This window comes from Leeuwenhoekiella sp. A16 (assembly GCF_047946675.1).
Lineage (GTDB): Bacteria > Bacteroidota > Bacteroidia > Flavobacteriales > Flavobacteriaceae > Leeuwenhoekiella.
The window spans coordinates 2,384,381-2,409,156 of record NZ_CP172313.1; the positions used below are offsets into that span (position 1 = coordinate 2,384,381).

Genomic DNA, 24,776 nt, shown 5'->3' on the forward strand with positions numbered 1-24,776 from the left:
TTTTCTTAATGGCTAAAATATGAAAAATAGATGGCAAGAGTATTTAACTTTAGCTTAATCTTTTTCCCAAGAGAACTCGTACTTTTGAGCAAAGAAACAAATACCTTTATGTTACGCAGACTACTTCCCCTTGTTTTTAGCATTTTTTTAGCTATTCAAACCAATGCTCAGGTCAATTTGACGCAAACGCAAAATTCACAGGCAAAACCTAAATTGGTGGTTGGTGTTGTGATAGATCAAATGCGATATGATTATTTAAGCAGGTTTGGTGATAAATTTGGAGAAGGAGGCTTTAATCGTTTAATAAATGATGGTTACGACTGCCAGAATAATCATTATAATTATATTCCCACATATACGGGTCCCGGTCATGCTTCTATATTTACGGGAACCACGCCGGCAAATCATGGTATCATATCAAATAACTGGTATAATAAGTTTGAAAAGAAACAAGTGTATTGTGCAGAAGACAGTACGGTAGCTTCAGTAGGTACTACTGATGCTGCAGGTAAAATGTCACCGCATCGCATGAAAACCACAACGATAACAGATCAAAATCGCGTGCATACTCAAATGCGCGGTAAAACAATTGGAGTTTCTTTAAAAGATCGTGGGGCAATTCTGCCAGCGGGTCATACCGCAAATGCCGCTTATTGGTTTCATGGCAGAGATGAAGGCAGGTGGATTACCAGTACATACTACATGAAAGAACTTCCTAAATGGGTTCAGGATTTTAATGCTTCCGCGAAAGCAAAATCTTATATACGGCCGTGGGATACTTATGCAGACATAAAAACCTATACTGAAAGCGGTCCTGATCTTAACGATTTTGAAGAAGGTTTTAATGGTAAAGAAAAAGCAACTTTCCCTTATGATCTTGCAAAATTGAACAAACGTAATGGGGGTTATGATATTTTAAAATTAACTCCATTTGGTAACAGTTTAACTACAGATTTTGCGCTGGCTGCAATAGATGGGGAGCAACTGGGAACAGATGCAGATACAGATTTTCTAACAGTGAGCTACAGTGCGACTGATTATGTAGGTCACAACTTTGGTGTGAATTCTAAAGAAGTTGAAGATACTTATATACGTCTTGATCTCGAACTTAAAAAATTACTTGAAGCACTTGATGAGAAAGTGGGCAAAGGCAATTATACCTTATTTCTAACTGCAGATCACGGTGCTGTAAATGTGCCGGGTTATTTAAGCAGTCTTAAGATACCGGCAGGCTATTTTGACAGCGGCGCATTATCAACTGCAATACGTGAATTTGTCGCTTCTAAATATAATCGGGATGATCTAATAGAAGATATTTCTAACTATCAGGTGTTTTTTAGTTACACTGCACTCACTGCAAATAATATAAACGAAGAGAAGTTGGAAAAAGATATTGCAAATTTTGTACTGCAATATGATCATGTAGATAAGGTTTTTACGCGCGCGCAATTACAGGAAACTGATTATGAATATGGTACTGCTGCTTTGGTACAAAAAGGATTTAACCAGAAGAGAAGCGGTGACATTTTTATAGTTCTTGATCCTTCGTACATCAGCTATTCTGCAAAAGGTTCTACTCACGGTACTGCTTTAAGTTATGACACGCATGCGCCTTTACTGTTTTACGGTAACGGAATAAAAGCCGGTAAAACATATACCGAAACTTATGTTACAGATATCGCACCCACCATTGCAGCGCTTTTAAACATAGAATTCCCAAATGGAACAACAGGAAAAGTTCTGACTCAGGTTTTACAATAATCTTTGAAATAGAGACCTGCAAGGTTTTCAAAACCTTGTAGGTCTTGGTATTTATAATTGTTTTAAAACCTTGTAGTCTTGATCTAAATAACTGTTCAAAACCTAACAGGTGTCTTCTCTCTAAAATAATTTCTGTCTTATTTTTTTCCAGCGTAGATCGCGGATGAATTTGCCTTCATCTTCGCTAACCAAGAATGGAAGATTCTGTTTTTGTGCAAGCCGGTAGCCTTTGAGATAATCGCTCAAGAATTGCAATTTTCCCTTCTTTGAAGCCAGTTTTGCTGAAGCTATAAGGGTGAGTAAATAGCCGTAGCGCATGCGGTAAAAAGCCTCACCTTGTTTATATTTTGCTTTCGCGGAATAAGTTGCGCCCGTAGGTTTAAGGTGCTTTACATGCAGACTTTCATCAGTTTCTATTTTCCAGCCGTGATATTGCGCAAGTAGCTCATCTATCGTATCCCAGCCCATCGCTGGTTTGAGTCCGTTTATTTCTGCGAAGCATTCTTTGCGATACGCTTTTAGTGCACCGCGTATATGATCTTTATTGGTTAGACTTTCCAGAACCCAATTTCCGTTTTTCTCAATGTAACAAAAGCCACCAGCCATCCCGATTTTTGGGTCATTTTGGAAGGTTTTTGCCACTTTTTCGAGGTAATTTTCAGGAAAAATGAGGTCAGAATCGTACTTGCAGAGTATGTCGTAGTCATTTTTAAGATGTGGAAGTCCGTAATTAAAATTTTGTATCACTTTGCTTCCCGGTAAATGCATCGCTTCAGAACTGCGTGTAATAACCTCAATGAAGTGATGTTTTTCTGCGTATTCTTTAGCGATATGCGCTGTTCTGTCTGTGCTACTGTCGTCTACTAGTATAACCTGATGTGGCTGCAGCGTCTGTGCAACTAAAGAGTCGAGCGTTTTTGCTATAAAAGCTTCTTCATTGTACGCCGGTATGATTATAGAGAATTTCATTATGCTTTACGTTCTGCATAAATCATATAGTAGCGCGGTGTAAAACTGCGCAATAAAGGGCGCAATCCTAATTGTTTGGTAGGATTTGTGAATTTTTTCCGATTTTTCACTTCCCAGCCCGATTTTTCAAGAAGCCAGTCAAACTGCCAGTCTTCAAACTCGTGATAATGCCTGTCCCATTTATCTGCCTTGCTGCGATAAGCAGGAGCAAACCACAATTTAAGCGGGATGCTTGCTACAAGTTTATCTGCTTTTATAGCGCTTAGTATATTGAGTGGTGCAAGCAAATGTTCAAAAATTTCAAAAGCTGTTACAACATCAGCTTGGGTATTTGCAGCTGAGAGATCAATATCTAGGTCTTCACCTTTTGTGTTTTCTACTTGATAACCTTGAGCCTGCATGATCGCAGTAAACGGATTTTCTACCCCCAGATCAAGTATTTTAGAACCATGGGCGATATTTTCTTTTAAAAATTCTGCCGTTATTTTGTATCGTTTATTTGGGAAATTCTTTTCGTACACCAGATGCTTTTTTCGCGTAAGCGCTTATTTCGCACAAAAATAGAGAACTCTTTGCACAACCCGACAAAGGTTAAGCTTATAGTTGTGCTAATAATTGTTATCGCTGCTAGACTTAATAACGGGTAAACTTTCTTATTTTTGATTTTTATTGCTATTAATTAACCATGCCAGACCATCAACTTGACCCGCATAAATGGGTTGATAAATATTCTGATTACCTGTATAACTACACCATAGTTAGGGTGAGTGATCGTGAGGTGGCGCAAGATCTTATATCTGAAACTTTTCTTGCCGGGTTAAAATCTATGAAGAACTTTAAGGGAGAAGCCAGTGAACGCACCTGGCTTATATCTATTTTAAAGCGAAAGATAATAGATCATTACAGGAAGATCAATTCTAAAAAAGGAAAGGCAGAGGTTCATATTGATTATACAGATGACGAGTCTGAGGGCGATTGGCTAGAAGAACGCGTAGCAGATAATTACGACAGGACTGCAGAAGATGAGATGGAAAATAGTGAATTAGGTCTTGCTATTTTTGCTTGTCTTGATAAATTGCCTGAGAAACAGGCAGCAATTTTTAGGCGTAAAACGATAGATGGGCAGGATACTGAAACCATTTGTAATGAATTTAATATCACACCGTCTAATTTGTGGGTGATCATTCACAGAGCTCGAACTGCTCTCGCAGATTGCCTTGAGAAAAATTGGTTTTAATGGGAGTTAAATTATTTGTAGGTTGTAAGAAAGCAGGCTTTGTTTGTGACAAAAGTCAATATCGCGAGGCTGGTTTAAAAGAGAAGATAGGGTTGATAGTGCATTTAACCTATTGTCCCGCTTGTAGAAATTATACAAAACGCAATAATAAACTTACCAAACTACTCAATAACACTACGGTTAAAAAGATGCCCGAAGAGGATAAAAAAATACTCAGGCAACGTCTTTTAGAAGAACTTTCTAAATAATCGCATACAGCACCCACCACAAAATGGGTATTCCCTCTACCCAGAAAGAAGAAAAATACCTCGATTGTTCCTTTCGCGTAAGCAATATCACAACACTTAAAATTATGGTTATGATAAGCGTAGCATACAAATAATCATAACTAAGATTATCTTTAAAATAGGCTAGAATTACAAAACCAATGAGCAGGACTATACCTGTTAGTTTTGTTCGCACCACGCCAAGAATTTGTGGTATTGTTCCTAACTCTGCATCATCATACTTATAATCTCGTATTTCAAAAGGGATTATTAATGCGAGAACGATTAAAAATCGCTGAAAAAGCACAATAAACAGGTCCCAATCCCATAAAATCGCATGATATACTACAGGTAAATAAACTGTTGCACCAGCCCATACCGCAGCAATTACAAATATTTTAAGCGTTGGTACGCGCCTTAGATTCTTTTTTTTTGGAAAAACCGGTAATGCATAGAGTAAGGTTAGTAAACCTAAAGGGACACAGCGAAGAAGGAAATTGAACGGAAGCTTTAAGATGAAATAAACCCATGCCGCAAAACACATAAATGAGAAAATCTGAATGACCTTAAGGCTATCTGTAAGACTGCGATGGTGTAATCGTGCTACACCTGAGTATTTAACAAAGTTATAGCCGGTTATGGTGCCAAAAAAAATAAAAAGAATGAGGTTTTGTCTAACCGGTTTGTCTATTTCCTGAAGTGTAATCAAAGTCAAAGCACACACGGCCAATGCTACGTGTATACTGCTATTGATATAGAAATTAAAAAGCTTTGTAAACCACTTCATTTCACAAATGTAATTGAACCTGTTGATAAGTCTATTATTTGTTTAAAAAGTTGAAGTTTACTAAGATATAAATCAGGTGAGGTTTACTAATTTTGCGCAACTTAAATACGTTTAACAACTGCTATGAGAACAGACGTTTTTGCCCTACGCCATATAGGCCCCAGAGAAAGTGAGAAAGAAGAAATGCTGAAAGCTATCGGGGTTGAGAATATGGACCAACTTATCTATGAAACTCTTCCCGACGGAATAAAACTTAAAAAACCTTTAAATCTTGCACCAGCGCTGAGTGAGTATGAATATGCAACGCATATCAACGAACTCGCAGCTAAGAACAAAGTCTTTAAATCATATATAGGTTTAGGATATAATGAGGCAAAAATACCCGCTGTTATTCAGCGTAATATTTTAGAAAATCCAGGCTGGTATACGGCTTATACACCATATCAAGCTGAAATCGCTCAGGGTCGCCTTGAAGCTTTGCTTAATTTTCAAACCATGGTGAGTGACCTTACCGGGATGGAACTTGCAAATGCTTCTTTATTAGATGAAGCTACAGCAGCTGCAGAAGCGATGACTTTAATTGCTGCATTACGCGATAGAAATCAGAAGAAAAATAATGTGGTAAAATTCTTCGTCTCAGAAGAAGTATTGCCACAAACTATCTCGTTGCTAAAGACCAGGTCTATTCCTGTTGGTATCGAACTCATAATTGGCAATCACGAGGATTTTGATTTCTCTAATGAATTTTTTGGAGCGTTAGTTCAATATCCTTCAGCTAGCGGGCAAGTTTACGATTACAGTAATTTTATAGCTAAAGCGAAAGAAGCCAATATTAAAATCGCTGTAGCGGCAGATATTTTAAGCCTTGTAGCACTAGAATCTCCCGGAAAATTAGGAGCAGATGTGGTTGTTGGTACAACGCAGCGTTTCGGTATCCCCTTAGGTTATGGCGGTCCACATGCGGCATTTTTCGCTACGCGAGATGAATATAAAAGAAATATTCCCGGCAGAATTATCGGTGTAACAAAAGATATGAATGGCAATCGTGCTTTGCGTATGGCGCTACAAACCAGGGAGCAGCACATAAAGCGTGATAAGGCGACTTCAAATATTTGCACCGCTCAGGTTTTACTGGCTGTAATGGCCGGTATGTATGCGGTTTATCACGGTCCTGATGGTTTGCGCTACATCGCAAATAAAGTGCACAAGACTGCGGTTACTCTGGCTGATGCTTTAGAAAAACTAGGCTTTTACCAGTCAAATACGGCTTTTTTCGACACAATATCGGTCAAAGCTGATGTAAGTAAAATTGCCGCTATTGCGAAAGAAAATCAGATCAACTTTCATTATCCCGATACTGAAACGGTAACAATTTCGGTAAACGAAACTACAAGTCTTGAAGACTTAAACAAAATTGTATTCGTTTTCGCGGAAGCTTTAAATAAAGAATTCACGAGAGTAGACAGATTGTTAGATCAAACTTCTATTCCAGAAAATTTACAGCGGCAGACTGATTTCATGACGAATGCCGTCTTTAATTCTTATCATTCTGAAACTGAATTGATGCGCTACATCAAAAAACTGGAGCGTAAAGATCTATCATTAAATCACAGCATGATCTCGCTGGGATCGTGCACAATGAAACTAAATGCAGCAGCAGAAATGTTGCCATTGAGTGACCCACGTTGGGGAAATATCCATCCTTTCGCTCCTGTTGACCAAGCAGAAGGTTATCAAATTGTACTTAATAAACTAGAAGAGCAGCTTACAGAAATCACAGGTTTTGCAGCGACTTCACTTCAGCCTAATTCTGGTGCGCAGGGAGAATATGCCGGTCTTATGGTGATTCGTGCATATCATGAAAGCAGGGGAGAAGGACATCGTAATATTTGTTTGATACCTTCATCGGCTCACGGTACAAATCCGGCGAGTGCTGTAATGGCGGGAATGGATGTTGTGGTTACTAAAGCAAATGAAAAAGGGAATATTGACGTAGAAGATCTACGTGAAAAAACAGAAAAATATAAAGATAATCTGGCTGCCTTAATGGTGACATACCCATCAACGCACGGCGTTTATGAAAGTGCCATTCAGGAAATTACCGGAATCATTCATGATAACGGCGGGCAAGTTTATATGGATGGCGCGAACATGAATGCGCAGGTTGGTTTAACCAATCCGGGAAATATTGGCGCAGATGTTTGTCATTTAAATTTACATAAAACCTTTGCTATTCCGCATGGTGGTGGCGGTCCTGGTGTTGGGCCTATTTGTGTGGCAGAACAATTGGTTCCATTTTTACCGGGTAATCCTGTAATTAAAACCGGTGGAAAAGAAGCAATAACTGCAATTTCTGCAGCGCCTTGGGGTTCTTCTTTGGTTTGCCTAATTTCTTATGCTTACATTAAAATGCTGGGAGCAGAAGGATTAAAACAATCAACAGAAGCTGCTATTCTCAATGCAAATTACATTAAAGAACGTTTAACCGGAGCTTTTGATGTCTTATATACAGGTGAAAAAGGTCGGGCTGCACATGAAATGATAATTGATTGCAGACCTTTTAAAGCAAACGGAATTGAAGTGGGTGATATCGCTAAACGCCTTATGGATTATGGTTTTCACTCACCTACAGTTTCATTTCCTGTAGCTGGTACTATGATGATCGAGCCTACAGAAAGTGAAAGCAAAGCAGAATTAGATCGTTTTTGCGATGCTATGCTCTCCATTAAAAAAGAGATAGATAATGTATCTGCTGAAGAACCAAATAACGTCCTAAAGAATGCACCACACACCATGATGATGCTTACAGCAAATACATGGGATTTCCCTTACAGCAGGGAGCAGGCTGCATTTCCTTTAGAATACGTAGCAGATAACAAATTCTGGCCAACTGTACGTCGCGTTGATGATGCCTTTGGCGATCGTAATCTTATCTGTACCTGCGCGCCAATTGAGGAATATATGGAAGCTTGATAAACTGAAAGACCTGCAAGGTTTCCAAAACCTTGTAGGTCTAATATTTACTTTTAGTTAAAAGCGTAATTTGTGCTTTTAATTTGATTTTCTACGTCATTAGCTTAAAAATCGTCCGGGTAATCCAGTTTTCTTTTTGATTTACAATTTTCTCCAGCATAGTATCTGCTTTAGAAACGACCTCAAATAATTCTTTGGTCTTTTCTTTAAAATAGCGTTCTTCTTTTGAAGAGTCTGAGTTAAATGACTGCACATTTTCAAGTACCTCAAGGGTTGGTTTTAACTCACGTTTTCGGCGTTCAATAGCCACTTTTCTGGCAAGTTGAACAATATCCTGTTCGGCTTTAAAATACTCACGTCGTTCCCCATATTTATATTCTTTAAAAATGAGTCCCCAATCAATTAACGCTCTTAAGTTCATACTTGCGCTACCGCGCGAAATATGCAGTTCTTCCATAATTTCTTCCATAGAAAGGGAATCTGGAGCTACCATTAAAAGCGCGTGTATTTGAGCCATAGTTTTATTAATGCCCCAATTGGCACCTAGTTCGCCCCAAGTTTTTAAAAACTGTTCTTTAGCTTCTGTAAATTCCATGCTTAAATATATGAACTTTCAATTTTAATTGAAAGTTTCACGTATCTTCTCGATAAAAATTACTTTCCGCTCTCGCTTCATGCAGTTCACTCGAAGTGACATAAATCCAGTTTTCAGTTCGAGTGCTTCGACCGGTAGGGAGAAGTGTATTGAGAACTAGACTGTGAAATGGACAAAAACTATCTTTACTCCATGAAAGTTTTAATCATAGGCCAGGTTTGGCCAGAACCCACGTCTTCTGCGGCTGGAAACAGAATGATGCAGCTCATAGAGCTTTTTCAAAGTGAGAATTGGGAAGTGCATTTTGCGAGTGCTTCGGTTAAAGGAGAAGCAGCTGCAGACTTTGGGATTTTAGGAATTGTTGAACATACAATAGCGCTTAATAATTCCAGTTTTGATGCTTTCGCGAAAGCGTTGCAGCCTGATATCGTTATGTTTGATCGGTTTATGGTCGAAGAGCAATTTGGCTGGCGCATTGCCGAAAATTGTCCTGATGCCTTGCGAATTCTTGATACTGAAGATTTGCATGGATTACGAAAAGGAAGAGAAGCCGCTTTAAAACAAAATGTATCATTTACTGAAGAATTTCTGGTGAATGATTATGCAAAACGGGAGATAGCCAGTATTTATAGATGCGATCTTTCGTTAATTATTTCCGAAGTGGAATTGGATTATCTAAAGAACTTCTTTCATGTGCCGGAAGCGCTGTTACTTTACCTTCCATTTATGGTGGAAAAACTGACTGAAACAAGTAAAAATCGGTGGAAAACCTATGAAAATCGGCAGGATTTTATGACGATAGGTAACTTTCGCCATGAGCCTAATTGGCAAAGTGCACGCTATCTAAAAGAAGCAATTTGGCCAATGATCAAAAAGGAATTACCTGATGCTCAACTAAAAATTTACGGTTCTTATCCTTCTCAAAAAGTCATGCAATTACATAATCCACAAGAGGGATTTTATATTATGGGTAAAGCTGAAAATGCTTTTGAAGTAATAGGTGATTCGCGCGTTCTTCTGGCTCCTTTGCGCACCGGTGCCGGCCTTAAAGGTAAATTGCTTGAAGCTATGCAATGTGGTACTCCGGCTGTAACTACAAGCATTGGTGCCGAGGGCATGAACGGAAATCTTCCTTTTAATGGTGAAATAATTGATGATCCAGACCTATTTGCTGAGCGGGCTGTCAATCTCTATAGAGATATAGAAAAATGGCAAAAAGCACAGAAAAATGGCATTGAAATCATAAATACCCGTTTTTTAAAACAACACTGGTTTCCTATTGCAAAACAGCGATTTGCTCATGTTCTGGCTAATTTACAAAAGCACCGTCTGCATAATTTCACAGGAGCGATGCTGCAACATCACTCTCTGCAGTCAACAAAGTTTATGAGCCGGTGGATTGAAGAAAAAAATAAGTAATGATGTTGTGAGAACCTGAAACCAGTTCAGGGTGACCTACTGAGTTCAAATTTCGCTTTTAGCGAAAATAAGAAAGGTTATTTTCATTCATCAAAATAACACACTTTATTGGTGCAACAATAGTCGATATTGTTATGCGTATAACGAGTAGAAACTTCAACTTAAAAAAAAACATATGTGGCTACGCACCAGTTGTGAATTGACTTTTAATATTGAAGTGCCCACGCCATTTATTTTTATGTTACGCCCTCGCAGTGGAACCCAGCAATGGGTTGCGCGAGAAGAATATAAAGTTTTGCCTAATATCCCGGCATTTGAGTTTACAGATGGTTATGGTAATCTTTGTCAGCGTCTCATCGCCCCTCCCGGAATTTTTACAATAAGTACAAATGCAGATATAAAAACATCAGAATTTATTGATGTATCGCCTGGGGCTCCTTTTGTAGAAATTCAAAACCTGCCAGATTCTGTGCTAAGCTATCTTTTGCCCAGCCGCTATTGTGAGTCAGATCGTTTTGGCGATCTTGCGACATCTATCACCTTGGGCTATTTACCGGGCTATGATCAGGTTTCAGCTATTGAAGCCTGGTTGCTTCATAACATCACTTACATTCCTGGGAGCAGTGCTTTTCCCATTTCGGCTGTTGAGGTTAACCAAATGCAATCTGGTGTATGTCGTGATCTTGCACATTTGGGTATTGCACTGTGTCGCAGCCTTAGTATTCCGGCGCGTATGGTTGTGGGTTACCTTCATAATCTAAATCCTATGGATATGCATGCCTGGTTTGAAGCTTACGTAGGCGGAAGATGGTACACCTTTGATGCTACTCAGCAAGGAATAAAAGGAGGTTATGTAGCATTAGGTTATGGTCGTGATGCTGCAGATGTAGCGGTTTACAATCAGTTTGGTCCTGCGGTGCACTCAACAACTCAGATGGTTTGGGTAGAGCGGATAAATGGAGATTTTTAAGCTTTAGGCGAAACGCGTGTTTCTTCTACTAATTTTAATCGTGACCACACAGCGCCCAGAGCGGCAAGCCATAAATAAGCACCGGCAAAAATCAATATACATTTTAAAGCGTCAATAAAATTGAAATCCCGAAATACAGGCAACGGATTTGCAACGGCTAATGCCACAGCAATAAAAATAGCTCCAAATATGCGGTTGATTAATTTATGTTGATGTACGGCACCACAATTCTTACAACTTACATTTTTATAGTTTCTGATAAAGCTTTTTAAAACAGGGAAGAATTTAAATTTTGTACCGCAGTTTTTACAGGAATCCATTGACTTCAATTTGGCTTAAAAGTATTAAAAAATAATTTGATCTTTTTTAAAGTGCAATAACCTTAATTTTAAAACGAAAAATCCCAATCTACTGATCGGGATTTTATTATAAATAATTTATATATCTGTAATAAATTTAATTCAAAACTATTACGGTTTCTATAATTTTGTTTTTAGTATCAATATTGACTTTTTCTATTTTTCCTTTTTCTAAATATTGACTAGCTGTTATTGCTTCTTTACTTTCTTCAAGGTCTACTTTAACATATTTTGTGTCTACTCTAGAAAGTGAACCAGTCAAAGCATCAACACCCCACCCAATTATAGAGATTCCATTAAGTATAGAAACCAAATTAAATTTGCTGTCCATAACGACAACTCTTTCTTTATAATCTTCTAATCTGAAATCTACTCTGTCATCGGCCCTAACTTTAATTTGCACAGGAGTGACTCCTTTTTCAAAGCCATTAACAAAAACTTTAGCTCCCGTTGGGTTTGATTCAAAGAGAACACGTCTTTTTGAACCTGTAAGAATTGAAGCGCAGCTAGTCATTAAAAAAGTGAGTGTTAATAATAGTAATAATTTTCTCATGTTTTGGTTTTAAAATTCAGACCAAAACTAATAAAACATCGCTATTATACAAGTTAAATTCAAAAAATGTTAAAAATAAATTTAAAAGTAGGATTCTAATTTAATGCATTTCAGTCAATTAAACCAGCCCGTTTTAGCAACGCTTCTGGATTTGGTTCTTTTCCGCGGAAGCGTTTATACAAAACCATAGGGTCTTCTGTTCCGCCTTGAGAAAGAACGTTTTCTTTGAACTTTTTGGCGGTTTTTGCATCAAAAATGCCGTTTTCTTTAAAGTAAGCAAAAGCATCTGCATCCAGAACTTCGGCCCATTTATATGAATAGTAACCAGAAGAATAACCGCCTTGAAAAATGTGTGAGAAAGAAGTGCTCATACAGTTTTCTGCAACATCAGGATACAATTTTGTATTTGCGAAAGCAGCTGTTTCATGCGTCTTGACGTTAGTTATGCCAGCGGGATCTGCAGCATGCCAGGACATATCAAGAATACCAAAACTCAGTTGTCGCAGAGTTTGCATACCTTCCTGAAAGTTGGCTGCCTTTTTAATCTTATCGATCAACACTTGCGGAATTACTTCACCTGTTTCATAATGTTTAGCAAAAAGAGCTAACGCTTCCGGCTCGTAACACCAGTTCTCAAGCACCTGACTAGGCAATTCTACAAAATCCCAATACACAGAAGTTCCTGAAATACTTGGGTAAGTCGTATCTGCCAGCATACCGTGTAAAGCATGACCAAACTCATGAAACAACGTTGTTACTTCATTAAAAGTTAGTAGCGAAGGTTTGCTTTTGGTAGGCCCATCGACACGGCTCAGGACAGGTTTTGTAAAGTTGCACACGATAGAGATATGCGGGCGCTCGTTGACGCCATCCTTAATCATCTGACTTTTATAAGAAGTCATCCATGCGCCACCGCGTTTTCCTGCGCGTGGGTGAAAGTCTGCATAGAAAAGCGAAACCAGTTCGCCGGCTTCATTGTAAACGCGATAGGTTTTTACATCAGGATGATATTTCTCAACATCAAAAACCTCTTTAAAGTTGAGTTTGTATAATTTTTCAGCAACGGTAAAAACACCGTCAATTACATTTTCTAATTTAAAATAGGGCTTAAGCTGCTCGTCATCAAGATCAAATAATTTTTGTTTTAACTTTTCTGAATAATAAGCGCTGTCCCATTTCTGTAGTTGGTCAATACCATCTAATTCTTTTGCGAAATTTTCTAGCTGTGAAAATTCGCGTTCTGCGGCCGGTTTTGCTTTTTCAAGCAATTCCTGAAGAAAACGATCTACATTCTCTGGTGTTTTTGCCATACGTTCTTCAAGCACAAAATGAGCGTGCGATTTATAGCCTAAAAGTTGGGCGCGCTCGAAACGAAGTCTTGCGATTTTAAGCACATTTTCCTGATTATCGAGTTTATCACCATGAAAACCTTTAGCACCAAAAGCAATTGAAAGCTCTTTACGCAATTCACGATTCTGAGCGTACTTCATAAAAGGAATGTAGCTGGGATATTCTAATGTGAAGATCCAGCCTTCTTTTTCCTTTTCTTCAGCTGTGTGCGCAGCCATTTCTTTTACACTTTCTGGCAAACCGGCAAGGTCGCTTTCGTTTGTGATATGAAGTTCGTATTTATTAGTTTCGGCGAGCACATTTTCACCATAAGTCAACTTCAGTTTAGATAATTCGGCATCTATTTCGCGTAAGCTGGCTTTTTTATCTTCTGGTAAATTGGCGCCATTACGGGCAAAACCCTTGTATTTTTTTTCGAGCAATGTTTTTTGCTCTGTTGTTAGATCGAGATTTTCACGATTATCATAAACCAATTTTACACGCTTAAAAAGCTGCTCATTAAGTGTAATATCGTTAGAAAAGGCAGATAATTGAGGCGAAACCTCTTGGGCAATTTTTTGAATTTCTTCGTTAGTTTCGGCGCTGTTGATATTGAAGAAAACACTGGTCACACGCTCCAGTTGGTTACCAGAATAATCAAGCGCTTCTATCGTGTTTTCAAAAGTCGCAGGCTCAGGCAGGTTGGTAATGACATCAATCTCTTTGCGGGCTTCTGCGATCGCAGTTTCAATGGCCGGTTTGTAATCTGAAACTTGTATTTGTGAAAAAGGAGCCTCGTTAAAAGGCTGTAGTAAACTATTTTCTGTAGTACTTAAATTCTCTTGCATATTCATTCTTCTTCTTATTTATCAGGATTTACCCGACTATATTTTTTATCTAATATCTGTCGCCCGATTTTGCAATTTCTAACTGCGCTCAAGGCGAAAAAGTATATGTTTTAACCGATTTTTGGCCGTTTTAGGCTACTTTTTAAGCGATTCTGATCCGGCGATAACCTTGTTTTTGAGGCTTTCTTTGTAAGCCAGAATTTTCTCCTGCACATGAACATTTGAAGAACCGATTATTTGAGCGGCCAATATACCGGCATTTAAAGCGCCATCAAGAGCGACGGTAGCCACAGGAACTCCGCCGGGCATTTGCAATATAGAAAGCACAGAATCCCAGCCATCAATCGAGTTGCGAGATTTTACAGGAACACCTATCACAGGAAGTGGAGATAAAGAAGCGATCATACCCGGAAGATGCGCAGCGCCGCCGGCACCTGCAATGATTACCTGTATCCCGCGATCATGCGCATTTTTGCCATAGTCAAATAATTTCTCCGGGGTACGGTGAGCTGAAACGATATCAACTTCTGTTTCAATGCCAAAATCTTTTAAAATATCTATCGCAGCCTCCATAACCGGAAGGTCACTGGTGCTGCCCATTATTATTCCTACTGCCATTAGTTTGTTTTAAAGTCTCTCTTGTAGTTTTATTAATTCTTGAGTGTCTATAAATTTTTTAAAGTTCATTGCTTTAAGTCCTCTTATTAGTTTCTTGTCGCCAGTCCATAAAAAAGATTCTAATGCTAAAGTGAGGGCTATAAACGGTGTGTCATCTTCATCAATCTTATGAGTTATATCGTATGCTATTTGCCAAATATCCGGCTTTATATTTTCAACATCAATAAACTCGATAATTTTAAATAAGGAAAGCTTTAAATACTCAAATTCTGAAGATGAATAGCTTGAAATTTTTAAAATTTTTGATTTATGATTTTCCAGTTCTTCTTTTAAAAAAGAAGGAGCATAAAACTGAATGTGATTAGGACTGCTTAATATAACATTGCTTATATGTCCGGTTGGGGAAAGTAAGGCGCTAAAAATGATATTCGTATCAATAACAACAATCATTTAATAAACTTCTCTTTATTCTTTTTCCACCAATCAGATTTAGATTTTTTAGAAAGATTGTCAATTTGGTGTGAAGTAGCAGTGCTTTTAGAAGTAGTCTCACTAAATCTGATATAATCTAAAATACGTTGCAAGCCTATCAAGCCCACGTTTTCAGGTACTCTAATTATAAATTGATTATTTTCCTTTTCTATTTGCATTCTTAAAAATACTTTATTTTTTGTACTCTGAAGTAATTACTCGTATTGATTTTTTAACTTCTTCTGCGATTTTACGGGCTTCTGCCAGATCGCTGTTTATGATGGTGACATGCCCCATTTTTCGGAAAGGACGCGTCTGCCGTTTTCCATAAATATGCGGGGTTACTCCTTTCAAGGCCATAATCTTTTCAATATTTTCATATCTCACCTGGCCGGTATGTCCTTCTGCACCCACCAGATTTACCATTACTGCACCTACTTTGCTTTCGGTTTCGCCAAGAGGCAGATTAAGTATTGCGCGCAGGTGTTGTTCAAACTGATTGGTATAACTGCCTTCAATGCTATAATGACCGCTGTTGTGCGGGCGTGGAGCAACTTCGTTTACCAGAACTTCATCATTTTTGGTTTGAAACATTTCTACAGCGAGCAAACCCACATGACCAAATGCCTCTGAAACCTGAGTTGCCAATGCTCTTGCTTTTGCAGCAACTGCATCGCTTATACGTGCGGGGCAAATCACATATTCTACCTGATTTGCTTCCGGGTGAAACTCCATTTCTACGACAGGATAGGTTTTTACTTCTCCATCAGGATTGCGAACGACAATAACGGCGAGTTCGTTTTTAAACGGGATCATTTCCTCGACAATGCAAGGCGTATCGGGAAGATCATTAACGTCCTGTTCTTTCCTAATTACGCTCACACCTTTACCGTCATAACCACCTTGCGTGCTTTTCCAGATAAAAGGGAAATCATGCTTGGCAGCTTCAACTGCATTTTGCAATTCAGCTTTTGTATTGTATTTCGCGAAAGCGGCAGTAGGAATATTATGTTTTTTGTAAAATTCTTTCTGTATTCCTTTATCCTGGATCAGTCGCAAAGTCTGCGGGCTGGGATACACTTTTATGCCTTCGGACTCTAGTTTTTCGAGCGCGTCAACATTTACGGTCTCTATCTCAAAAGTGAGCACGTCGCATTTTTTTCCAAAACTGTAAACGGTATCATAATCGAGCAGATCTCCCACTTCAAAATGATTTGCCGCCAGTCTTGCCGGCGCTTGTGGGTTGGGATCTACAACGCGGGTTGCAATGTCAAACTTTCTTGTTTCGTAAAGGAGCATTTTCCCCAGTTGGCCTCCGCCTAAAATTCCCAGGGTAAAATCTGATGAAAAATAATTGGTCATTTAATAACTATTTTCGGCATTTTTTGCCTAAAAATCGCAGGATTAAAGCGATATTTTATGCATGAAAGTGCAACGCAAAAGTAAAGGATTAACAGCTAATTAGCGAACGCCTTTAAATAAAGTTAACAATGCTTATCTTTGCCGCTTTCAGGGTATAACTTATGCCGAAAAGTGATGATAAGACTGCACAATCTTTATTTTGAGAAGTACATTAGTAAGCACAAGATAGATCAGGCAATTGATCTAGTTGCTCAATCTATTAATGCCGAATATAAAGGTAAAAATCCCATTTTTGTGGTGGTTCTTAATGGTGCTTTTCATTTTGCCTCTGACCTCATAAGCCGTTTTGAAGGTGACTGTGAGGTTGAGTTTATAAAAATGAGCTCGTATGACGGTACCGAAAGTACGGGTAATGTGATTGTTGATATTCCGCTTGACTTTGAGATAGAAGATCGTGAAATCATCATTGTAGAAGATATTGTAGACAGCGGCCAGACGATTGAAAAATTAATAGGTATGCTCGCTCAGGGCGGAATTGCAAACTACAAGATCGCAACGCTCTTTTTTAAACCTGAAGCGTACACTAAAGAATATAAAATACATTATCCCGGCCTTAAAATCCCTAATGATTTTATCGTGGGCTACGGGCTGGATTATAACGGCTTGGGGCGTAACCTCAATGAAGTATATAAATTAAAATCGACTCAAATGACCAATCTGGTATTGTTTGGCCCTCCGGGAGCCGGTAAAGGGACACAAGCCAATGTTTTAAAAGAAAAGTATAATCTCGTTCATATCTCTACAGGAGACGTTTTTCGATATAACATAAAAAATGCAACAGCACTTGGTACGCTGGCAAAATCATATATGGATAAGGGTCAACTAGTGCCTGATACCGTTACAATAGACATGCTTGCCGCAGAGGTAGAAAAAAATACTGATGCAAAGGGTTTTATTTTTGATGGTTTCCCAAGAACGTCTGCTCAGGCAAAAGCACTTGATGAGCTTTTAGAAAGCAAAGGCACGGCAGTTTCTGCAATGGTGGCGTTAGAAGTTGATGATGAGGTGCTGGTGCAACGTCTTTTAGAACGTGGTAAAACCTCAGGAAGACCAGATGATTCTAATGAAGAAGTGATACGCAAACGCATTAGAGTATATTATGAAGAAACTGCGATTCTAAAAAGCTTCTACGAGGCAAAAAATAAATATTTTGGTGTAGATGGTGTTGGCAGTATTGAAGAGATTACCCAAAGATTAAGCGCAGTTATCGATCAACTGGTATAGTTGCAAAGAGTAAAATTTATTGAATAGAAAGAGTCATGACAGAAGGCAACTTTGTTGATTATGTAAAAATGCATATTTCCTCAGGGAAAGGTGGTGCGGGCTCTGCCCATTTACGCAGGGAAAAATATGTAGCCTTTGGTGGTCCCGATGGTGGTGATGGTGGTAGAGGAGGTCATGTCATCTTTAAAACAAATCCTAATCTCTGGACGCTTCTTCATCTTAAGTTTAAAAGACACATTAAAGCCGGTCATGGCGAGAACGGCAGCAAGCAACAAAGTACAGGTGCAGACGGAGAAGATGTTTATATTGAAGTTCCGCTTGGTACGGTTTTAAGAGATACTGAAACCCAGGAGATAATAACTGAACTTACCGAAGAAAATCAGGAATATATTATTGCCGAAGGTGGTATGGGAGGTCGAGGTAACTCTCATTTTAAAACATCTACAAATCAAACTCCGCGTTACGCCCAGCCGGGTATTCCCGGGCAGGAAATTGATATTACGATCGAGCTGAAAATATTGGCCGATGTAGGTCTTGTAGGATTTCCTAATGCAGGAAAATCGACTCTTTTATCTGTAATAACGGCTGCAAAGCCTAAAATTGCCGACTATGAGTTCACGACCCTAAAACCCAATTTAGGAATTGTGCAATACAGAGATCTTCAGACTTTTGTAATGGCAGATATTCCCGGGATAATAGAGGGAGCGGCAGAGGGAAAAGGTTTAGGATACCGCTTTTTACGTCATATTGAGCGCAATTCTACCTTGCTTTTTATGATACCTGCAGATGCTGATGATGTGGCAGATCAATATCGCATTTTGCTTCACGAATTAGAAAAGTATAATCCTGAAATGCTTGATAAGGACAGGTTGATCGCTATTACAAAAAGTGATATGCTTGACGCCGAATTAAAAGCAGAATTAAAGGCAGAATTAGATAAGACGCTGCCTATATTTTATATGTTTATCTCATCTGTAGCGCAACAAGGGCTTACAGAGTTAAAAGATAAACTTTGGGAGATGCTGAATAAAAAAGACGAAACTCTTCAAAGTTAATTATAGCACCTTCCATATTATTACTTTAAGTTTTCTTTAAACTGAAAACCTCTTTTTTTCGTTACTTTTAGAAAAAGAGTGATATGAGAAATTTAATATTTATTTGCTTCGCAATAATAGTTGCTTCCTGTGCTTCTACTAATGTTGACTATGATTATGATAAGCAGGCGAACTTCAATAATTTTAAAACCTATAATTATCTGCCAGATATGCAATCTGGTTTAAGTCAGTTAGATTTAAACCGCGTCATGAAAGCCACAGATAGTATTATGCAAAGCCGCGGTTACATTAAAGCAGTCAATCCTGATCTTTTTGTAAACTTTATGAGCGACAGATATGAAGATGCCAGCAGAAACAGTATTGGCATCGGCATAGGTGGCGGTGGCGGCAATGTAGGCGTAGGAGTAGGCGGCGGAATTCCCATAGGAGGTCGCACCACACATCAAACCTTAACCGTAGACCTTGTAGATGCACAAAAAGATGCTTTGATCTGGCAGGCAGTGAGCGACAGTAACATGAATTTAAATACTAATCCGCAAGGCAGACAGGACTATTTCACGAAAGTAATGGAAAAAATATTTAAGAAATTTCCGCCTGAAAATTAGAAATAGAATTTCTGTTACCACAATACTTCAGTGAACTGGCTCGTTTTTTGTTTAGATTTGTTTAAACCTCATCATTTTATGCGCAACCTGTTTTTTCTGTTTCTTTTTCCGTTTGCTTTGTTTTCACAGCAGAGCAAATTTGAGATTGCAGAGAACTATTTTAAAAAAGAACAATTTCAAAAGGCACAACCACTTTTTGAAAGTTATCTAAAAATCCACCCAAAAGACCCAAAAACCCGCGAATATTTGGGCGATATTTCCGCTTATGCGAAAGACTGGGATGGTGCAATAAATTATTATAAGGAGCTTGTTGAAGAAAATAGTAAGAATGCTAACTATCAATTTAAGTATGGTGGTGCTCTGGGTATGAAAGCGCTAAGTATAAGTAAATTAAGGGCACTTACTTATATTGACGACATAAAAGAACATTTTACGAAAGCTGCAGAACTTGATCCTCAACATGTAGAAACACGATGGGCACTTGTAGAACTCTATCTTCAATTGCCGGGAATAGTAGGAGGTAGCGTAAAAAAGGCTGAAAAATATGCAGCAGAACTCCAGGTAATCTCTCCTGTAGACGGTTATCTTTCTAAGGGCTATATCGCCGAATATGAGCATGACGCAGAGAAAGCTGAATATTTTTACAAAAAAGCTATAGAAGTTGGCGGTTCAGCCCATACTTATGAGAAATTGACCAGTCTCTATGAAAGTAACGATGAGCCTGAAAAAGCTATAGATACAGCTGCTGCATCATTCAAGATTCATAAACGCAATCAATTAAATTATCAGATCGGGAAAATTGCTGCTCAGTACAACATGAAGTCGCAATTGGGTATTGATTGTTTAAAGCGCTACATAGAGAATCATACTGTGAAAGATGGTGTTCCCGTAGACTGGGCTTATTTTAGACTTGCACAGATCTACAAAAACATAGGGAATAAAGAACGAGCGCTTCAATATATTGATAAGGCTTTGGCTAAAAATCCCGATTTTGAAGAAGCACTTGAAGAACGATCTGCTATTCAACTTTTGTAAGATTAGATCTTTCTTTTTCGTTTAACGATCTACTAAAGATCACCTTTCTCTTGCGTACTAAAATCTTATATTTACCATCTATAAAAGATAATTATGCGCGTACATTTTATTGCAATAGGCGGCAGTGCTATGCACAATCTTGCTTTGGCACTTAATCAAAAAGGATATATTGTCACGGGTAGTGATGACACTATTTTTGAACCATCTAAAACGCGTTTAAAAAATGCAGGTCTATTGCCAGAAGAATATGGCTGGTTTCCGGAAAAAATAAGCGGCGATTTAGATGCAGTTATTTTAGGGATGCATGCAAAAGCTGACAATCCAGAATTGTTGCAAGCACAGGAGTTAGGTGTAAAGATTTATTCCTATCCTGAGTTTTTATATGAGCAGTCAAAAGATAAAACGCGGGTTGTAATTGGCGGGTCGCACGGTAAGACCACAATAACATCCATGATTCTTCACGTGCTGCATTATCATGGTCACGAAGTAGATTTTATGTTGGGAGCTCAGCTGGAGGGTTTTGATACCATGGTGCATCTCACAGAAGATAATGATTTTATCTTACTCGAGGGTGATGAATACTTGTCATCTCCTATTGACAGGCGTCCTAAATTCCATTTATATCAACCCAATATTGCGCTTATAAGTGGCATTGCCTGGGATCACATTAATGTTTTCCCTACTTATGAAAATTATGTAGAGCAGTTTGAAATTTTTGCAAATTCAATTTCAAGAGGTGGTATCTTAGTTTACAATGCAGAAGATGCAGAGGTTAAGCGTATTGCTGAAGCTGCCACTGCGCCCACCCGTAAACATCCTTATACTACTCCAGAATATACAGTAGAGAATGGAGAAACGCTTTTAGAAACACCGGAAGGACCAATGCCAATATCGGTATTTGGAGCGCACAATCTCAATAATCTCGCCGGTGCCAAATGGATTTGCCAGCATATGGGAGTTGATGAAGACGATTTTTATGAGGCTATATCAAGCTTTCAGGGAGCATCAAAGCGTTTAGAAAAAATAGGTGAAACCGCAGATAATGTGGCATACAAAGATTTTGCACATTCTCCTTCAAAAGTAAAAGCTACTACAGATGCTGTAAAACAACAATATCCTGAGAGAAAGCTTATTGCCTGTCTTGAATTACATACGTATAGTAGCTTAAATTCTGAATTTCTTTCGCTATATAAAGGTTCGCTTAATGCTGCAGAAGAAGCTGTAGTTTTTTATTCGCCAGAAGCTGTGTCTATAAAAAAGCTGAAAAACATATCAAAAGAGGAGATTTTTAAGGCTTTTGACCGGGAAGATCTTCAGGTTTTTACAGATGCCGAAGCTTTTAAAGAATACCTTTTTGGTTTAAAATTAGATAAAACTGCATTGCTACTTATGAGTAGTGGTAATTATGGCGGACTAAACTTTGAAGACATAAACAGAATTCTATAAACTGCTTTACTTCTGTAGATAGGAAGCTATTAGAAATACATTTTATATTTTTATCTAAAGCACATCTATGGCAGAATCTCCAGAGTACTTTTCAATTAAAAATTGGTCATTAGATGATCGTCCACGCGAGAAACTTTTGCAAAAAGGAAGAACGTCGCTAAGCAATGCAGAGCTTATCGCTATTTTAATAGGTAGTGGTAGCCGCAATGAAAGCGCAGTAAGTTTGAGTCAGCGTATTTTATCTTCTGTAGGCAATAATTTAAATGAACTGGGCAAGCTGGAAATTTCTCAATTAATGAAATTTAAAGGTATAGGTGAAGCAAAGGCAGTAACTATTGCCGCTGCTTTAGAAATAGGCAGAAGGCGCCGTAGTGAGGATGCATTAGAGCGCGATAAGATAAGTGGCAGCTCCTCTGTATTTGAGATTCTCCAGCCCATTTTGGGAGAATTACCGCATGAAGAATTTTGGATCATGTATCTCAACAATTCAAATAAGGTGATTCAAAAAAATCAGTTGAGTAAAGGAGGGATAACTGGAACTTTAGTAGATGTTAGATTAGTGCTTAAAAAGGCTTTAGAATTAGGAGCAACCTCATTAATTTTGGCACATAACCACCCTTCAGGCGCCCTTAAACCCAGTCAGGCAGATAAGGCACTTACCAAAAAACTTTCTTTAGCTTCTCAAAGTCTTGATATAAAAGTTTTGGATCATTTAATAGTTACTGAAAATGCATACTTTAGTTTTGCTGATGAAGGTCTCATTTGAGAAATGTAATCGTTAAATAAGACTTTTGCCAAAAAAATAGATTCTGATGCTTTTAGTATATACGCATAAAATAACGCCCAGATTGATTTATTCATTTAAGCACATCTGTACGCGCATTTTAAGAATACCAGTGCGATTTACAACAACTGTAGATGAGTTTATCGTTCATGATAGCCTTAAACTTTCTTACACCACAAAACCGCTGGGTAAAGAACTACATATTAAAAGTCAGGAAGTGTTATTTGAGCAGGGCATTGCAGATATGGAGATCAATGTGCAGAAGTGGGAAAATACGAAGTGCTTCTTTCCTACAGGTCCTAAAAGCATGGTGCCCTATGATATTTTTGCAGCGGCATTTGTATTGCTAAGCAGATATGAGGAATTTCTACCCCATGTAAAAGACAGCGCCGGTAGATTTCCGGCGGCTGAAAGTCTGGGTTATCAACAAGGCTTTCTAGAACAACCTGTTATTGATATGTGGGCTGTTATTTTTAAGGGGCAATTAGCAGATAGATTTCCGGGATATAAATGGGCAGATGACCAGCCTTATAAGATGCAGGCTCTAATTGATGTAGAGCAGGCTTATGATTTTTACCAAATAGGAATAATGCGGGAGTTGGGCGGAATCTTCAGCGACCTTTCTAAGTTACACATTAGTAGGATATGGGGCAGGCTACGGGTAAATCTGGGTTTGCGAAAAGATCCTTATGATACATTTAGCTGGTTGATCAATGTTCAAAAAAAGGCCAGTCACAAATTCATTTATTTCTTTCAGGTAGGTGATTATTCTACGTACACTAAGAACATAAGATACAATAAAGGGAGGTTTAGAGAGCTTATTAAGATGGTAGGCGATTATGCACAGATAGGATTGCTTTTTTCTAAAGAGGCATTAGGTAATCCTAAGCAAATGAAAATAGAAAAAAGGCGAATAGAAGGCATAACCAATAAACCGCTCAATGCTGTGAGATGCACAAATCACATGATTAGTTTGCCAGAGCACTACCGGGAGATGGTTCAGGAAGAAGCAGAAAATGACTACTCAATGGGCTATCCTGATACTTTAGGATTTAGGGCAGGTACCTGCACGCCCTTTTTATTTTATGATATGGATTACGAGAGTCCTACGCCGTTATTAATACATCCCGTATGTGCACAGTCTGGCGTTTTTGAATCACACAATATGCCAGAGCAACAGCTAAACAAAGCGCTTGATTCTTTTTTAAGTATGCAGGAATTAGTAAAAGATGTGAATGGGCATTTTATTTTCAGTTTCAAGAACAAATCATTTACCGGTAAGGGCGACGACGAGGGGCAGTGGAAACAATTTTTTAGACAATTAGTTCATGAGTAAGATATTAAATATAAAGCACGTTTTTTTTGATTTGGATCATACGATTTGGGATTTTGATAAAAATTCTGCAATGGCATTTGATTCAATATTTATTAAGAATAGAATTGATATAGAAACTTCTAAATTTCTTGAAGAATATATTCCAATAAATTTTCAATACTGGAAATATTTTAGAGAGGGACAAATCACAAAAGAACAGCTGAGGTATAGCCGTTTGAAAAAGTCTTTTGATAATCTAAATATAGAAATCGACGATCACTTAATCAATAAATTAGCAGACGATTATATCGCCTTTTTACCCGATAATAACCACCTTTTTGAAGGTACTTTAGCGCTGCTTGAATATCTTAATAACCATTATCATTTACATATAATTACAAATGGTTTTGAAGAAGTGCAATTAAAGAAATTGAAAAATTCAAAAATTGATCATTTTTTTAAGTCGGTTACTACAAGTGAGTCTGTAGGGGTAAAAAAACCAGATCCTAAAATATTTAGATACGCCCTTGAAATAGCTGAAGCGACCCATGCTGAAAGTGTTATGATAGGAGATACGTATGAAGCAGATATTCTAGGGGCTCGCGGCGTTGGCATGCAAACCATCTGCTTTAATTATCACAAAGCAAATTTGCACAGTGATGAGCGAGTTGTAAATACGCTACCAGAAATACTTAATTACCTCTAGCAATAAGTCAAGCCTTTTCTCGTTTTTCA

The 24,776-nt window shown here is 38.2% G+C and carries 25 protein-coding genes; 14 read left to right on the forward strand and 11 right to left on the reverse strand.

Annotated elements, in window-relative coordinates:
• Positions 1 to 108: 108 nt before the first annotated feature.
• Complete coding sequence (gene pafA / locus ACH3O9_RS10320; protein WP_416446667.1) at positions 109 to 1,761, forward strand: alkaline phosphatase PafA; 1,653 nt, start codon at positions 109 to 111, stop codon at positions 1,759 to 1,761.
• Positions 1,762 to 1,881: 120 nt separating this feature from the next.
• Here the strand turns inward: pafA and ACH3O9_RS10325 are convergent, their stop codons facing one another.
• A complete protein-coding gene (locus tag ACH3O9_RS10325; RefSeq protein ID WP_416440089.1) occupies positions 1,882 to 2,730 on the reverse strand; it encodes a glycosyltransferase in 849 nt (282 codons plus the stop codon).
• On the reverse strand, positions 2,730 to 3,251 hold the full coding sequence (locus ACH3O9_RS10330) for a methyltransferase (protein ID WP_416440091.1): 522 nt from the start codon (positions 3,249 to 3,251) through the stop codon (positions 2,730 to 2,732). Before ACH3O9_RS10330 ends, ACH3O9_RS10325 begins: the two co-directional genes overlap by 1 nt.
• Positions 3,252 to 3,415: 164 nt before the next feature.
• Here ACH3O9_RS10330 and ACH3O9_RS10335 point away from each other — a divergent pair, with 164 nt between their 5' ends.
• A complete protein-coding gene (locus ACH3O9_RS10335; protein WP_416440093.1) occupies positions 3,416 to 3,967 on the forward strand; it encodes a sigma-70 family RNA polymerase sigma factor in 552 nt (183 codons plus the stop codon).
• On the forward strand, positions 3,967 to 4,215 hold the full coding sequence (locus ACH3O9_RS10340; protein WP_416440095.1) for a hypothetical protein: 249 nt from the start codon (positions 3,967 to 3,969) through the stop codon (positions 4,213 to 4,215). Before ACH3O9_RS10335 ends, ACH3O9_RS10340 begins: the two co-directional genes overlap by 1 nt.
• On the opposite strand, the gene ACH3O9_RS10345 is transcribed toward ACH3O9_RS10340, so the two are convergent.
• Positions 4,208 to 5,020, reverse strand: coding sequence for a hypothetical protein (locus ACH3O9_RS10345; RefSeq protein ID WP_416440097.1), 813 nt, complete (start codon positions 5,018 to 5,020; stop codon positions 4,208 to 4,210). The genes ACH3O9_RS10340 and ACH3O9_RS10345 overlap by 8 nt on opposite strands.
• A 123-nt stretch (positions 5,021 to 5,143) precedes the next feature.
• Between ACH3O9_RS10345 and gcvP the strand changes: the two genes are divergently transcribed.
• Entirely contained in the window at positions 5,144 to 7,993 is a 2,850-nt protein-coding gene (gene gcvP / locus ACH3O9_RS10350) for an aminomethyl-transferring glycine dehydrogenase (protein WP_416440099.1), read from the forward strand.
• 91 nt (positions 7,994 to 8,084) lie between these two features.
• Here gcvP and ACH3O9_RS10355 read toward each other — a convergent pair whose 3' ends face one another.
• The gene (locus tag ACH3O9_RS10355) at positions 8,085 to 8,588 is read right to left on the reverse strand and encodes a GbsR/MarR family transcriptional regulator (protein WP_416440101.1); all 504 of its coding nucleotides are present in this window, start codon (positions 8,586 to 8,588) and stop codon (positions 8,085 to 8,087) included.
• 192 nt (positions 8,589 to 8,780) lie between these two features.
• On the opposite strand from ACH3O9_RS10355, the gene ACH3O9_RS10360 reads away from it, so the two are divergent.
• Together ACH3O9_RS10360 and ACH3O9_RS10365 are read left to right on the forward strand one after the other, a co-directional pair.
• The gene (locus tag ACH3O9_RS10360; protein ID WP_416440103.1) at positions 8,781 to 10,007 is read left to right on the forward strand and encodes a glycosyltransferase family 4 protein; all 1,227 of its coding nucleotides are present in this window, start codon (positions 8,781 to 8,783) and stop codon (positions 10,005 to 10,007) included.
• Positions 10,008 to 10,182: 175 nt separating this feature from the next.
• Positions 10,183 to 10,977 carry a transglutaminase-like domain-containing protein gene (locus ACH3O9_RS10365; protein WP_416440105.1) on the forward strand — a complete coding sequence of 265 codons (795 nt, stop codon included), beginning with the start codon at positions 10,183 to 10,185 and terminating at the stop codon, positions 10,975 to 10,977.
• Here ACH3O9_RS10365 and ACH3O9_RS10370 read toward each other — a convergent pair.
• The 7 genes from ACH3O9_RS10370 to ACH3O9_RS10400 form a co-directional block, all read right to left on the reverse strand.
• Positions 10,974 to 11,297, reverse strand: coding sequence for a hypothetical protein (locus ACH3O9_RS10370; RefSeq protein ID WP_416440107.1), 324 nt, complete (start codon positions 11,295 to 11,297; stop codon positions 10,974 to 10,976). The two genes, ACH3O9_RS10365 and ACH3O9_RS10370, sit on opposite strands and share 4 nt — an antisense overlap.
• A gap of 136 nt (positions 11,298 to 11,433) precedes the next feature.
• Positions 11,434 to 11,889 (reverse strand): PEGA domain-containing protein, encoded by a 456-nt coding sequence (locus tag ACH3O9_RS10375; protein WP_416440109.1) that lies wholly within the window; start codon positions 11,887 to 11,889, stop codon positions 11,434 to 11,436.
• A gap of 110 nt (positions 11,890 to 11,999) precedes the next feature.
• Complete coding sequence (locus ACH3O9_RS10380) at positions 12,000 to 14,072, reverse strand: M3 family metallopeptidase (RefSeq protein WP_416440111.1); 2,073 nt, start codon at positions 14,070 to 14,072, stop codon at positions 12,000 to 12,002.
• Positions 14,073 to 14,201: 129 nt separating this feature from the next.
• Entirely contained in the window at positions 14,202 to 14,684 is a 483-nt protein-coding gene (purE, locus tag ACH3O9_RS10385) for a 5-(carboxyamino)imidazole ribonucleotide mutase (protein WP_416440113.1), read from the reverse strand.
• A 9-nt stretch (positions 14,685 to 14,693) separates the two neighbouring features.
• A complete protein-coding gene (locus ACH3O9_RS10390; RefSeq protein ID WP_416440115.1) occupies positions 14,694 to 15,134 on the reverse strand; it encodes a PIN domain-containing protein in 441 nt (146 codons plus the stop codon).
• Positions 15,131 to 15,334, reverse strand: coding sequence for a hypothetical protein (locus ACH3O9_RS10395; RefSeq protein ID WP_416440117.1), 204 nt, complete (start codon positions 15,332 to 15,334; stop codon positions 15,131 to 15,133). Before ACH3O9_RS10395 ends, ACH3O9_RS10390 begins: the two co-directional genes overlap by 4 nt.
• 13 nt (positions 15,335 to 15,347) lie before the next feature.
• The gene (locus ACH3O9_RS10400; RefSeq protein WP_416440119.1) at positions 15,348 to 16,517 is read right to left on the reverse strand and encodes a 5-(carboxyamino)imidazole ribonucleotide synthase; all 1,170 of its coding nucleotides are present in this window, start codon (positions 16,515 to 16,517) and stop codon (positions 15,348 to 15,350) included.
• A gap of 174 nt (positions 16,518 to 16,691) precedes the next feature.
• Between ACH3O9_RS10400 and ACH3O9_RS10405 the strand changes: the two genes are divergently transcribed.
• The 8 genes from ACH3O9_RS10405 to ACH3O9_RS10440 all read left to right on the forward strand — a co-directional run bounded on the left by ACH3O9_RS10405 (position 16,692) and on the right by ACH3O9_RS10440 (position 24,747).
• A complete protein-coding gene (locus ACH3O9_RS10405; protein WP_416440121.1) occupies positions 16,692 to 17,801 on the forward strand; it encodes an adenylate kinase in 1,110 nt (369 codons plus the stop codon).
• 35 nt (positions 17,802 to 17,836) lie between these two features.
• On the forward strand, positions 17,837 to 18,856 hold the full coding sequence (gene obgE / locus ACH3O9_RS10410; protein ID WP_416440123.1) for a GTPase ObgE: 1,020 nt from the start codon (positions 17,837 to 17,839) through the stop codon (positions 18,854 to 18,856).
• An 83-nt stretch (positions 18,857 to 18,939) separates the two neighbouring features.
• Positions 18,940 to 19,461: a DUF4136 domain-containing protein gene (locus ACH3O9_RS10415; protein WP_416440125.1), complete on the forward strand. Its 522-nt coding sequence runs from the start codon at positions 18,940 to 18,942 to the stop codon at positions 19,459 to 19,461.
• A gap of 78 nt (positions 19,462 to 19,539) precedes the next feature.
• Positions 19,540 to 20,496: a tetratricopeptide repeat protein gene (locus ACH3O9_RS10420; protein ID WP_416440127.1), complete on the forward strand. Its 957-nt coding sequence runs from the start codon at positions 19,540 to 19,542 to the stop codon at positions 20,494 to 20,496.
• Positions 20,497 to 20,589: 93 nt separating this feature from the next.
• Entirely contained in the window at positions 20,590 to 21,942 is a 1,353-nt protein-coding gene (locus ACH3O9_RS10425) for a UDP-N-acetylmuramate--L-alanine ligase (RefSeq protein ID WP_416440129.1), read from the forward strand.
• Positions 21,943 to 22,009: 67 nt separating this feature from the next.
• Positions 22,010 to 22,708, forward strand: coding sequence for a RadC family protein (radC, locus tag ACH3O9_RS10430; protein WP_416440131.1), 699 nt, complete (start codon positions 22,010 to 22,012; stop codon positions 22,706 to 22,708).
• Between the two features lie 46 nt (positions 22,709 to 22,754).
• A complete protein-coding gene (locus ACH3O9_RS10435; RefSeq protein ID WP_416440133.1) occupies positions 22,755 to 24,062 on the forward strand; it encodes a polysaccharide deacetylase family protein in 1,308 nt (435 codons plus the stop codon).
• The gene (locus ACH3O9_RS10440) at positions 24,055 to 24,747 is read left to right on the forward strand and encodes a YjjG family noncanonical pyrimidine nucleotidase (RefSeq protein WP_416440135.1); all 693 of its coding nucleotides are present in this window, start codon (positions 24,055 to 24,057) and stop codon (positions 24,745 to 24,747) included. The genes ACH3O9_RS10435 and ACH3O9_RS10440 overlap by 8 nt, the downstream gene beginning before the upstream one ends.
• Positions 24,748 to 24,776 lie beyond the last annotated feature (29 nt).